Source organism: Achromobacter sp. ISS7 (assembly GCF_056523125.1).
The window spans coordinates 1,684,338-1,697,103 of record NZ_JAWRZD010000001.1 but is presented as its reverse complement, the minus strand read 5'-3'; the positions used below and the strand labels follow the sequence as shown (position 1 = coordinate 1,697,103).

Annotated in this window: 11 protein-coding genes; 7 read left to right on the top strand and 4 right to left on the bottom strand. The window is 68.9% G+C overall.

Features of this window, described 5'->3' with window-relative positions; genetic code table 11:
* Positions 1–20: 20 nt before the first annotated feature.
* Together AC1HFW_RS07865 and AC1HFW_RS07860 are read right to left on the bottom strand one after the other, a co-directional pair.
* Positions 21–842, bottom strand: coding sequence for a hypothetical protein (locus AC1HFW_RS07865; RefSeq protein WP_479282568.1), 822 nt, complete (start codon positions 840–842; stop codon positions 21–23).
* A gap of 273 nt (positions 843–1,115) precedes the next feature.
* Positions 1,116–2,681: a TerC family protein gene (locus tag AC1HFW_RS07860; RefSeq protein ID WP_061071296.1), complete on the bottom strand. Its 1,566-nt coding sequence runs from the start codon at positions 2,679–2,681 to the stop codon at positions 1,116–1,118.
* A gap of 585 nt (positions 2,682–3,266) precedes the next feature.
* Between AC1HFW_RS07860 and AC1HFW_RS07855 the strand changes: the two genes are divergently transcribed.
* The 7 genes from AC1HFW_RS07855 (at position 3,267) to AC1HFW_RS07825 (ending at position 11,165) form a co-directional block, all read left to right on the top strand.
* Positions 3,267–4,004 (top strand): gluconate 2-dehydrogenase subunit 3 family protein, encoded by a 738-nt coding sequence (locus AC1HFW_RS07855; protein ID WP_479282566.1) that lies wholly within the window; start codon positions 3,267–3,269, stop codon positions 4,002–4,004.
* Positions 3,997–5,769, top strand: a complete 1,773-nt coding sequence (locus tag AC1HFW_RS07850) for a GMC family oxidoreductase (protein ID WP_061071297.1) — start codon at positions 3,997–3,999, stop codon at positions 5,767–5,769. The genes AC1HFW_RS07855 and AC1HFW_RS07850 overlap by 8 nt, the downstream gene beginning before the upstream one ends.
* Complete coding sequence (locus AC1HFW_RS07845; protein ID WP_479282564.1) at positions 5,766–6,680, top strand: c-type cytochrome; 915 nt, start codon at positions 5,766–5,768, stop codon at positions 6,678–6,680. Before AC1HFW_RS07850 ends, AC1HFW_RS07845 begins: the two co-directional genes overlap by 4 nt.
* A gap of 456 nt (positions 6,681–7,136) precedes the next feature.
* Positions 7,137–7,505, top strand: coding sequence for a hypothetical protein (locus tag AC1HFW_RS07840; RefSeq protein ID WP_116522084.1), 369 nt, complete (start codon positions 7,137–7,139; stop codon positions 7,503–7,505).
* Positions 7,506–7,717: 212 nt separating this feature from the next.
* Positions 7,718–8,431 carry an MgtC/SapB family protein gene (locus AC1HFW_RS07835; protein ID WP_006394897.1) on the top strand — a complete coding sequence of 238 codons (714 nt, stop codon included), beginning with the start codon at positions 7,718–7,720 and terminating at the stop codon, positions 8,429–8,431.
* Between the two features lie 94 nt (positions 8,432–8,525).
* A complete protein-coding gene (locus AC1HFW_RS07830) occupies positions 8,526–8,930 on the top strand; it encodes a DUF2946 family protein (protein WP_479282563.1) in 405 nt (134 codons plus the stop codon).
* 48 nt (positions 8,931–8,978) lie between these two features.
* Positions 8,979–11,165: a TonB-dependent receptor gene (locus tag AC1HFW_RS07825; protein ID WP_479282561.1), complete on the top strand. Its 2,187-nt coding sequence runs from the start codon at positions 8,979–8,981 to the stop codon at positions 11,163–11,165.
* A gap of 1 nt (position 11,166) precedes the next feature.
* Here the strand turns inward: AC1HFW_RS07825 and AC1HFW_RS07820 are convergent, their stop codons facing one another.
* Positions 11,167–12,267 (bottom strand): DUF748 domain-containing protein, encoded by a 1,101-nt coding sequence (locus AC1HFW_RS07820; RefSeq protein WP_479282560.1) that lies wholly within the window; start codon positions 12,265–12,267, stop codon positions 11,167–11,169.
* Positions 12,268–12,519: 252 nt separating this feature from the next.
* Positions 12,520–12,717 (bottom strand): hypothetical protein, encoded by a 198-nt coding sequence (locus AC1HFW_RS07815; RefSeq protein WP_006394892.1) that lies wholly within the window; start codon positions 12,715–12,717, stop codon positions 12,520–12,522.
* Positions 12,718–12,766 lie beyond the last annotated feature (49 nt).

Here is a 12,766-nt window from a genome sequence, read left to right as displayed (position 1 = left end):
CGTGGAACGGGGCCGGGCGCTCAGCGCCCGAAGGTGATGTTGATACCGGCAAACAGCGTGAACTGCGGCAGGCCCTCGCCCTTGTGCGCCACGGTCCACTGCGGCTCGACAAAGGCGTTGAAGATGTTCTTGCCCACGCGCCAGGCCTTGCCCGCGCCCAGGCCCACCGGGATGTAGTAGTCGTTCTTCTGCAGGTCGAAGGTCCAGGTGGCCGTGGACCGCACGTACCAGCCCTGCGGCAGGTTGCGGATCACGAAGGGCTGGAAGGTGGCGGTATGCACCGTGTCGCGCCCGCTCTGGCCGGCAAAGGAATGCTGCCACTGCACCAGCCCGCCCAGCAGCCCCTCGGGGCTGGGATGCACCGCGACGGCCGCCAGCCCGCCGGACCACTTGCCCGCCCCCAGTTCACGGCTGGTGGCGGTCGGCATGGTCAGCATCGGCCCCACGCCCACGTCCAGCGTGCCCTGGTTGAGCAGGAAAATATCGAACACATTGAAATCGCCAAGGCCGGTCTTGTAACCGCCATCGAGCGCCGGCCGAGTGCTGACCGGCGCCGTCATGCGGAATATCTGCGGTACGCCGATCCAGTCGCCCGGCGCGACGGGAATCGTCGGCCGGATCAGGAAATCATTGGTATGCGCGTTCGAGCCAAACAGTTTTGGCGTGTAGTAATTCTGGAAATTGAGCGATGGCGCGAGATTGAGCGGATTATTGCTCTGGTTGGCGTCGTCGGCCGATTGGGCCCGGGCCTGGCCGCCCAGCCAGAGCGGCGCACAGGCGCCCATCAACGCTAGAATGCGCCCCTTTGCCTTGATTTTCCCCGCGCACAACGTCGTGCCCATGCTTTGTTCCCCATGACGGTTCACATCTTGCAAAGACAAACCTGCTGCCGACACCGAGTATCCGAACCTTTTATGGCGAGTGAAAATTTATTATCAAAAGGCTCAAATTTTCGACAATGCTCTCACAAACTTTTGAATTCACCAATAGTGGGATCAATTATGGGTTGCCGTTGAATTGAAACAAAAAGCACGGGATCCAACGCGGAAATGAAAAGGCGGAAATACCCCTTTCGGGTATTCCCGCCCATGTTGAAAATACCCCGGCGCGCGTCGTCAGGCCGGCACGGCCGCCTTGCGCGCATGGATCTGGTCGATGCGCAGTCCATCGCGGCGCGTGATCTCGAAGCGCCAGTCCCGCCACGCGATCACATCGCCGGTTTCGGGAATCCGACCCTCCGCGCGCAGCAGCCGGCCCGCCAGCGTCGCGTCGTCAGCCTCATCGGCCAGTTCCGCCGCCTCCAGCACCCGCGCCGCTTCGGCCAGCGCCAGGCGCCCGTCGAGCAGCCACGAGCCATCCGACAACTGCAACGCTTCGGGCGGCGCCTCGCTGTTCTCCGGCAACTCGCCGGCCACCGCGGTCAGCACGTCCATCGGCGTCACCAGCCCTTCGCAGACGCCATGCTCGTCGACCACGATCAGCATGTGGTCGCGCGAGGCGCGCAGTTCTTCCAGCACCTTCAGCACCGGCGTGGTCTCCATCACGTAGCGCGGCTCGCGCGCCAGTTCGACCAGGTCGATCGGACCCGGGTTCTGCAACAGCGGCAGCAGGTCCTTGAAGTGCAGCACGCCCAGCACGTTGGCCGGGTCGCCGGCGCATAGCGGCAGGCGCGAGTGGCCCGAGGCGAACTTGCGCACGATCACGTCGGGCGTGTCGGCCACGTCCAGCCAGACCATGTCGCCGCGCGCCACCATGATGGCGCGCACATCATGCGCGCCGATGGCCAGCACCCGTTCGATCATGGAGCTTTCCTCCGGCGCGAACGCCGGTTCCTCGCCGGCGCTGTCCACCAGCGCCACCACATCGTCGGCCTGCTGCGACGCCTGGCCGCCACGGCCGGCGCGCAACAGCCGCAGCACCGCCTGCGCGGTGCGCTGGCGACGGCCCAGGGCATGCGTGCCCTTGGCCCGGTTGCGGCGCGCCAGCTGGTTGCACAGCTCGATCAGGATCGAGAAACCGATCGCGGCGTACAGGTAGCCCTTGGGCACGTGGAAGCCCAGGCCTTCGGCCACCAGGCTGAAGCCGATCATCAGCAACAGGCCCAGGCACAGGATCACCACCGTCGGGTGGCGCGCCACGAAGCCCATCAGCGGGCGGCTGGCCAGCATCATCACGGCCATGGCCACCACCACGGCGATCATCATGATGCTCAGGTCCTGCACCATGCCGACCGCCGTGATCACCGAATCCAGCGAGAACACCGCGTCCAGCACCACGATCTGCAGGATCACCTGCCAGAACACGGCGTGCTGCACCTTCTGCCCGCTGTCGTGGCCGCTGCTGCCCTCGACGCGCTCGTGCAGTTCCATGGTGCCCTTGAACAGCAGGAACAGGCCGCCCAGGATCAGGATCAGGTCGCGCCCCGAGATCTCGGCGCCCAGCACCGTGAACAGCGGCGCGGTCAGCGTCACCACCCAGGCGATGCTGGCCAGCAGGCCCAGCCGCATCAGCATGGCCAGCGTCAGGCCGATCATGCGGGCGCGGTTGCGCTGCGCCGGCGGCAGCTTGTCGGCCAGGATGGCGATGAACACCAGGTTGTCGATACCCAGCACGATTTCAAGAATGACCAGCGTCGCCAGGCCAAGCCAGGCGGTCGGGTCGGACATCCAGTCGAAGATCATCAACGTTCCACAAGAAGAATCAGGAGCGAGCACGCGCGCGAGCCCGGCGACGCCGGGGCCATGGCAAAGGGCGAACTCGGAAAGAATAGATCAGGACCGCGGGTCCGCGCGGGATGCGCGGGCGGTGTCGGACGGACCGGCGGCGCGCGCCCGCCTATGCGAGGCGTGGGCGCTGCGGCCAGATCGTGCGGAACCGGCCGGAAGCGGCCGGATGCCGGAAGTCGGCAGGGAGGGGAAACCGGGCGCCGCCACGTGAGCGGCGCCGTACTAGGAGGCGGGTCGTCGGTCATAGATGGCGAAACCGTCCTCGCTTGCCGGGCAAGCGCAGGCCGCGTGTTCCGCCGTGCTCTCATTCTTTCAGGAACCTGAATATTAGCTGAAATGCAGCAGCGAGAAAAATCCGGGTTGGCCCGCATCGGGGAGTTGTCGCGGCACCCGGATCGGTGACACACTCAACGCACGAACACATATGCTGTCGCGGGATCCCTTTCACTCGGGAGCCGAACGCTCCGGAGGTCGTCGCCTCGCGGACCGCGCGCCGGGGGCCAGCCTCGCCGGACGCCGGCTCCGCCGCTGGAGCGATGAATGAAAGACCAACCTGTTTCCGCACGGCGCGGGCTGCTCAAGGCCCTGGCCGTGGGCGTGCCCGGCGCCGTCTGGGCGCCCCACGCCGCCGCCGCGCCCGAGGCCACGCCGGCCCCTGCCGCCGCCCCTCCCAACCGCACGCTCAAGTTCTTCAACGCCCAGGAAGCCCTGGCGATGGACGCCATCGCCGCGCGCCTGATCCCGGCCGACGAGCTCGGCCCGGGCGCCAAGGAAGCCGGCGTGACCCCGTTCATCGACGGCCAGCTGGCGGGCGCCTGGGGCGCGGGCGAGCAGTTCTACCGCCAGGGGCCGTTCGAGGCCGGCACGCCCGAACAGGGCTACCAGCTGTCGTTCACGCCCGCCGAGATGTTCCGGCGCGGCCTGGCGGCGCTGGACGCCGCCGCCCGCAAGCAGGACGGCAAGCCCTACGCCGAACTGGAAGCCCAGCGCCAGGACGCCTGGCTGCACGACATGCAGGCCGGCAAGCCGGATTTCTCGCCGCTGCCGTCGGCGGTGTTCTTCCAGGCCCTGCTGGACGCCACCATCGAGGGTTTCTTCTCCGACCCGCTGTATGGCGGCAACATCGACATGGTGGGCTGGAAGCTGGTCGGCTTTCCCGGCGCCTATGCCTCGTTTTCCAACGACATCGAGCGCCATGGCGTGATCTGGGCCGGCCGGCCCGTGTCCATCGCCAATGCGCACGTCCACACGATGAAACCGGGAGACGGCCATGGCTAAGACGCTCCCCGCGGTGGATGTGGCGATCGTCGGCGGCGGCTGGACCGGCGCCATCATCGGCAAGGAGCTGGCCGCGGCCGGCCAGCGCGTGGTGGTGCTGGAGCGTGGCGAGGCGCGCTGGCCCTCGCCCGACTTCCAGGGCCCCTACGTCCACGACGAACTGAAATACACGCGGCGCCACGAACTGCACCAGAACGCGGCCACCGAGACCTTCACCTTCCGCAACAACACCGACCAGAAGGCGCTGCCGATGCGGCGCTGGCAGTTCGCCTATCCCGGCACCCACCTGGGCGGCGCCGGCAACCACTGGTCGGGCGCGTACTACCGCTTCGACCCCACCGATTTCCGGCTGCGCAGCCACTACACCGAACGCTATGGCGCCAAGATCTTCGACCCCGAGCTGACCTGCCAGGACTGGCCGCTGACCTACGACGAGCTGGAACCGTACTTCGACCGCTACGACTACCTGATCGGCGCGTCCGGCCAGGCCGGCAACCTCAAGGGCCAGAAGCAGGAAGGCGGCAACCCGTTCGAGCCCTGGCGCTCGCGGCCCTACCCCAACCCGCCGATGAAGGTGCCGTACGCGCCGGCCCTGTTCGGCGAAGCCGCCCGCAAGCTTGGCTACCACCCCTACGTGCAGCCATCCGCGCTCTGTACCCGGCCCTACGTGAACAGCGAAGGCCTGCACATGAGCGCCTGTGTGTACTGCGGCTTCTGTTCCAACTTCGGCTGCGAGCACTTCGCCAAGGCCTCGCCGCAAGTCTGTATCCTGCCGGTGGCGATGAAGCTGCCGACCTTCGAGATCCGCACCGGCGCCCACGTGCTGCGGGTCGAGCTGACGCCGGACAAAAAGCGCGCGCGCGGCGTGACCTACGTGGACGCGGCCGGCGCCGAGATCTTCCAGCCGGCCGAAATCGTGGTGCTGTGCGCCTTCGGCATCAACAACGTGCGCCTGCTGCTGCTGTCCGGCATCGGCCAGCCCTACGATCCGGTGACCGACAAGGGCGTGGTGGGCCGCAACTACACGCACCAGACCACCTCGGGCGTGAACCTGTTCTTCGACGAATCCGTGAACATCAATCCGTTCATGGGCGCCGGCGCCGTGGCCGTCACCATGGACGACTTCAGCGCCGACAACTTCGACCACGGCCCGCATGGCTTCGTGGGCGGCGGCTACCTGCAGATCCAGGTGGTCAGCGGCGCGCCGATCGGCTTCCATCCCACGCCCAAGGGCACGCCGGGCTGGGGCGCCGAGTGGAAAAAGGCCGTCAAGCGCTACTACAACCACGCCGCCAACATCACCATCACCGGCTCGGCCCAGCCCTGGCGCGGCGGCTATCTCAGCCTGGACCCCACCTACAAGGACGCCTGGGGCCTGCCGCTGCTGCGCGTGACCTATGACTTTCCCGACAACGACATCCGCATGTCGGCATTCCTGACCGAGCGCGGCGACGAGATCGGCCGCGCCATGAAGGGCGTGACGCAGACCGAGCCGGGGCCGCGCAAGCGGCCGTTCTCGGCCACGGTGTACCAGTCGACCCACCTGACCGGCGGCGCGGCCATGGGCAACGATCCCGCCACCAGCGTGGTCAACCGCTACGGCCAGTCGTGGGACGTGCCCAATGTCTTCGTCACGGGCGCGGCGCTGTTTCCCCAGAACTCGGGCTACAACCCCACGGGTACGGTGGGCGCCACCGCCTACTGGATCGTCGAGAAAATCAAGGCGGACTACCTGCGTTCGCCGGGACGGCTGGTGTCATCATGATCGAACATCGCAACGGCATCCTCATCGCGGTGGCGCTGATGGTGGGCGTGCCCGCCATCACCCTGATCGCCACCCTGCACCAGATGTTCGGCACCGGCGGCGACGGCCCGATCCGCGCCTCGGCGGTGCAGGCGCCGCCCGCGCCCGCCAAGCCGGCGGCTCCCGCGGCGCCCGGCGCGCCGGCGGCGGCACCCGCAGCGCCCGCGACGCCCGCGACACCCGGCACCCCGGCGACAACCGCGCCCGCCGCCACCCCGGCCCCCTCGGCCGCCGCCCCCGTGCCCGGACGCAGCGCGCTGGACTTCAGCGCCTCGCGCCCGGCCTGGGAGGGCTACCTGCGCGGCGCCGATCCCGAGCAGGGCAAGCAGCTGGCCGCCGCCGGCAAGCCGGCGGCCGGGGTGCAGGCCTGTGTCGCCTGCCACGGCCAGGCCGGCATCACGCCCACCGGCGGCATCTTCCCCAACCTGGCCGGCCTGACGCCCGAATACATCGCCAAGCAACTGGCGGACTTCCGCCAGGGCACGCGCAAGCAGCCGCTGATGAACACCATCGCGCAAGCCCTGAGCGAGCAGGAAATCGGCCAGCTGGCGGCCTACTACGGCAGCCTGGCGGGGCCGCCGCTGCACGTGGGCGAAGCCGGCGGCGAGGCGGCGCGCAAGCTCGACCAGGCGGGCGACGGCAGCCGCGCCCTGCCCGCCTGCGCCAACTGCCACGGCCTGCGCGGCATGGGCGAAGGGCCGCTGCTGCCCCGGCTGGCGGGCCAGTCCAAGGAGTATTTCGCCGACCAGATCAACGCCTTTCGCAACGGTTCGCGGCAGAACGACGACGTCGGCGTCATGCGCGCTTTCGCGCAGCGGCTGACCGACAGCGAGATCGAGGCGCTGGGCCAGTATTACGCCGGCGCCCGCTGATCCGGCCACGGCCGGGGCGGCGCCACCCTGGCCGTGGCGCCGTCCTCCCTTGCGTTCGATGGGTCTTTCGACCGGCCTCGCGGCAGGCCCCGGGCGTGGTGTTCCCTCCATGGCATATGAATATTCAATAAGTCGGATTTTTTACTTGGTGTTTTCCCTAATCCCTTCTTATAATTGCCGCACCATCAACCACCCCGAGATCATTGTGGACAACGACGGATGTAGTCGATACACGACTGCTTGCGCCGCTTGACGCAGGATCCGCAGAGTTTTCTGCCGAGTCCTGCGTAAAGCCAGGACACGGCTATTGGCCCGACAGCCCTCGCGCTGCCCCGGCCCAGGCCCTCCCGATACCGACTTACCGACGCGATACGCGGGCTTTGTTGCGCCCGCGCCGTGGCAGGCGAGCGGCGCATGCATGTGGACCTTCCACCGTACTCCCGCCAGGAGACGATCATGCGCATCAAGAAATTCCTCCCCTTCCTGGATGGCGCCGCCGCCGTGCGCGGCGCTGGCGTGGCCGTGGCCGCCCCGGCCGCCACCCCGACCTACCAGTTCACCATCGTCAGCCTCGCCGACACCCTGAACGCGCTGCGCAAGCAGCTGTACTACGAACTGCAGGCCCTGAACCTGCGCGTCGTGAACGTGCGCATCTCGCGCCAGGACGCCGACCAGCTGGCCAGCACCACGGTCACGCTGCAGTGCCCGCCGCAGTTGCGCGGCCCGCTCAGCGCCATCGCCCTGCGCCTGGGCCAGAGCCCCGACGTGCGCCGCGTGCACTGGGAAAACGAAGGCGGCGCCCGCATCGCCGTGCTGCCGGCCTGAGTCGCGGAAAGGAGACTGTCATGAAAGACCCGTACAAATGCCTCCTCGTCGCCCGGGTGGCGGCCCTGCTGCTGCTCTGGCTGCTGGCTTTCATCCTGACCGCCGCGTCCGTCTGGCAGATGCCCTGACGCCGGCGCGACGCCATGGCCGCCCGGGGCCGGCGAAGTCCCCGAGGCCGGTCCGACCCCCATGCTGAATACGAGAACAACAAGATGAAGAACTTCGAGAACATCCAGCTGCTCACGCTGGCCAACACCCTGATCAGCCTGGCGGTGGCCTTCGTGCTGGGCTCCATCGTCGGTTTCGAACGCCAGTACCGCCAGCGCACCGCCGGCCTGCGCACCAACGCGCTGGTGGCGGTGGGCGCGGCCATTTTCGTCGACATGGCCTTCCGCGTCGGCGGCCCCGACGGCGGCGCGCGCGTGATTTCCTACGTGGTGTCCGGCGTCGGCTTCCTGGGCGCCGGCGCCATCATGCGCGAAGGCGGCAGCATCCGCGGCCTGAACACTGCGGCCACGTTGTGGGGCTCGGCGGCCATCGGCGCCTGCGCCGGCGCCTCGCTGATCCTGGAGGCGCTTGCCGCCACCGTGTTCGTGCTCGCCGCCAATACGCTGCTGCGGCCGCTGGTCTCCTACGTCAACCGCCAGCCGGTCGATGCGCAGACCACCGAAGTCACGACCGTGATCCACGTCATCGCCCACGTCGACCAGCGCCAGGCCGCCATGACCGTGCTGGAAGACGTGCTGGAAGACGAGCAACTGCCGCTGTCCGAACTGAAGATCGACCAGTTCGGCGAGAACGAGGTCGAGATCGAGGCGGCGCTGAGCGAAGCCTCGGTGGACGAACTGGACCTGGACCGCGTGACCGCGCGCATCGCCGCCGCGCCGGGCATCCGCACCGCCTTCTGGGCCGCGCGCACGGTCTAGCGGCGCGGCCCGCGCGGTGCGGCGATGAGTCGCAGCCCATGGGCCGCCCCGCCCGCCACGCCGCCGCCAAAACCTTCTAGAATGGGCGCCGATCATGCGCCGTCCGTTCCCGCCCCTCGCCCGCAACGCCGCCTGCCTCTGGCTGGTGCTGGCGTTGTTCGCGCTCAAGGCGCTGGTGCCGCCGGGCTTCATGCCCGCGACCCAGCAGGCCGGCACGCTGATCCAATTGTGTTCGACCGCCGGCACCATCTGGGTGGCGGGCCCGTCCAAGCACAGCGACGCGCCCGACGAACGCCACGCGGCCCAGGCCGCCGCCTGCCCGCTGGGCGCGATGCTGGCGACGGTGGCGCTGCCGTCCGCGCCCGCGCCGTTGATCGGCGCCGGCGCGATCATGACCCATCCGCTGGCGGCGCGCGCGCCGCCAGCGATCCACGAAGGTTCCCCGCCCGGCCCGCCGCTGGGCGCCCGCGCCCCACCCCTGCTCCCGCTGGCCAGCTGATCGTTCCGCCGCGCGTCGCGCGGCTTGCTTCGCCTACCGGGAATTTCCATGGTTTCTCTTTCCACCAGGACGCATCGCGTCCTGCAACGGCGCGTGGCCGTCTGGACCGCGCTCGCCTTCACGCCGGCGCTGCATGCGCAATCGGCGCCGTCCACCCCCGCGGCCGCCACGGCCGCCGCGCCGGCCGCGGCGCGCGGCGTCGCCACCCTGCCCGCCATCGCGGTCTCGGGCGACACGCCCCTGGCCACCCTGCTGGAACAGGCCAGCACCGGCACCCTGCTGGGCCTGCGGCCATTCGACACGCCGGCCAGCATCGACGTCATCAGCAACGAACAGCTGCGCGCACGCGGCGCGGTCAACGTCACCGACGCCATCACCCAGGCGGCCGGCATCAGCGCCATGCGCCACCCGGGCAACGGCGGCTCCTCGCTGTCGTCGCGCGGTTTCACCGATTCGAACTCGGTGGCCCAGCTGTTCGACGGCGTGCGCCAGTTCGGCGGCGTCGGCCAGACCTTCCTCTATGACCCCTGGGCGGTCGACCGCATCGAGGTGCTGCGCGGCCCCGCCTCGGTGCTGTATGGCGAAGGCGCCATCGGCGGCGTGGTCAACGTGATTCCGAAGAAACCCACCCGCGGCCCGATCGAGAACGAGATCCAGACCACCGTCGGCACCCACGACACCCAGCGGCTGGGCTTCGGCAGCGGCGGCGCGCTGGACGACAAGTGGTCGTACCGGCTCGACATCAGCGGCAACCACAGCGATTCGGGCATCAGCCTGGGCGACTCGCGCGACCTGGCGGTGACCGCCGCGCTGCGCCTGGACGTGTCGCCCGAGCTGAACTTCACGCTGACCCAGGCCTATGCCTGGCAGGAGCCGACGCGCTATTTCGGCACGCCGCTGATCGACGGCAAGATCGACTATGACCTGCGGCGCCAGAACTACAACGTGGCCGACAGCAAGATCATCTACCGCGACAGCCGCACCGACCTGAAGATGGAATGGTCGCCGAACCCGGCCACGCTGGTGCGCAGCCGCGTGTACTACATCGGCAGCGACCGCGACTACCGCGACGCCGAGAACTACACCTGGCAACCCGCCAACGGCCTGATCCAGCGCAGCGCCTACACCGACATCCGCCACGACCAGCAACAGGTCGGCAACGTCACCGATGCCTCCTTCGACGGCCACCTGTTCGGCCTGGCCAACAAGGTCGCGGTGGGCTTCGAACTGAACCACGCCACCTTCAAGCACACCAACAATTCGCCGTATTCCGGCACCTCGCTGGTGGACCCTTACGACGTCGATCACGGCCGCTTCATCAACGTCGCCGGCACCACGCCTCGCTATCGCAACAGCGCAGACCAATACGCGCTGTTCGCCGAGAACCGCCTGATGCTGACCAGCCGCTGGTCGGTGCTGGCCGGCCTGCGCTACGACCACATCGACCTGAAGCGGCGCGACCTGGTGGCCGACCAGACCGCGTTCGACACCACCTTCAACAATGTCGGCTGGCGCGTCGGCACCGTCTACGACCTGCTGCCCACGCTGTCCGTCTATGGACAGTACGCCGAGGCCGCCGACCCGATCGGCAGCCTGTTGCTGCTGTCGCCGGCCAACAAGGACTTCAAGCTGTCCAAGGGCCGGCAGGTCGAGGTCGGCGTGAAGCAGACCTTCTGGGACGACAAGGGCCAATGGACGCTGGCGGCGTATCACATCCGCAAGGACAACCTGGTGACGCGCGATCCCAACGATCCGACCCTGCGCATCCAGGTCGGCGAGCAATCGTCGCGCGGCCTGGAGGCCACGCTGGGCGTGGAACTGACGCCGGCCTGGCGCGTGGACCTGAACGCCGCCGTGCTGCGGGCGCGCTACGACGACTTCAGCGAATCGGCCAATGGCGTGGCGGTATCGCGCGCCGGCAACGTCCCCACCGATGTGCCGGAACGCGTGGCCAACGCCTGGGTCAGCTGGAAGTTCGCGCCGCAATGGACCGCCAGCGCCGGGGTGCGGTACGTCGGCCGCCGCTTCGCGGATGCCGCCAACCGGCTGGAAATGGCGGGCTACACCACCACCAACCTGGCCCTGCAATGGGAGCCGCGGCGCGACCTGACGCTGGCATTGCGGGCGTTCAACGTGTTCGACCGCCAGTACGCCGAGACCGCCTACTACAACCAGACGCAGTGGCTGCTGGGCGAAGGGCGGCGGGTCGAACTGAGCGCGAACTACCGCTTCTGACTCACTGGGTGAACAGGTCGGAGATCGCGTCGCCCAGGTCCTTCACCGCGCCGGCCACGCCGCCGGCCGCGCCCTCGGCCCCCACGCCGATGGCGCGGCCGAAGCCGCGCGCGATCTGGGCCGCGAAGCCGCGCGAGGCCGAGAACTTCGGATTGTCGAGGCTGCCGGCCAGCTTGAATTCCATGCGCAGCGTGCCCTTGCGGTCTTCCAGCGCGGCCAGCACCGCCTTGCGCGGCAGCGAAAACAGCGAGCCGTCGCCGCTGAACTTCAGGTCGTGCAGCGCCACCACGCCCGACGCGTTCAGCTGCCGCTTGGCGATGGTGGTGCGCATGTCCAGGTCCATCGCGCCGCCGGCCAGCGATCCGGCGCCGTTCTCCGCGAGATACGGCGCGGCATAGCGGATATCCATGTTGCGCACCGCGACCGTCATGTCGGCGTCGCTGCCGCCCACTTCCAGCGAGCCGCGCGCCTGAACCGTGGCCGCGCCGCTGCGGTTGTCCCGCACCGAGCCCTTGAATTCCATCTGGCTTTGCTGGCCATCGGCCGGCAGCACCAGCGGATGCAGGCGCGCCGTCACGTTCTCGAACGGAATGCGGTGCGGCGGCTTGGCGATGGCCGAGTCGATGAAGTCCAGCCGGCCGCCGTCCAGGATAATGTCGTCGGCCCGGACCGGCCCTTTGTCGCGGGCCCGGTCGCCGTCGCTATCGGCCTCGCGCAAGGCCGCCTGCAGGGCCGGTGAAATCTGCATGTCGCCGTCGCTGGTGCGCAGCACGGCGAAGTCGAATCCCTCGATGGTGATCTTGCGAAACACCAGCTGGCGCCGCAGCAGCGAGCCCCAATCCGGTTCGGCCACCACGCGCTGCGCGCTGGCGGGCGCCACGCCTTCGGCGCCCGTGATCCTCACGTCCGTCAGCACCACCGCGTCGAACCCCAGCCGCACGTCCGCCACCTGGGCCCGCGGCCCCAACAGGCCGGCGATGTGACGCTCGATGACGCGCATGCCGATCCAGGCCGCGGCCCCCAGCAGCAACACCGCGAGCACCACGGTGATCAGGAGCTTCTGGGCGAACGAAAGGCGCGGCGTGACAGTGGCGGTGGCCATGAATGGTCCTGTTGGCGAGGCGCGGGACGCGGCCGCGTCCCGGCGGGTCTTCGGGCGGCCCTGCCTGGCACCTTAGCGACCCGCGCGCCATGGCGCAAGGCATGTGGCGGCACCGGTGCGTGGCAACCAGGCCCGCACCCCGCATGCGACGACGCCCGCGCCGGGTTTCCCCACGCGGGCGTCGTCGCCACTCACCCTGTGCCTGCCGGCGCGGCGGCCGGATCGCGGGCTTGCTACGGGCCCGTCAACGCATCAGCGCTGCGTCTGCGACCGCTGGCCGGACTGACCCGGCTGCTGCGCCGGATTGCGGTCCTTGTCCATCTGCTGGCCGCCCTGGCCGGGCTGTTGCTGGCCCGGTTGGTTGCGGTCCTTCGGATTTTCCTGCGATTGCTGCTTTTGCGGCTGCTGTTGCTGGCCGGGTTGCTGGCCGGGCTGATTCGGGTTTGCCATGACAAATCTCCTAATAGGCGGAACCATTCCGCCAGGGATTCCCTAGCAA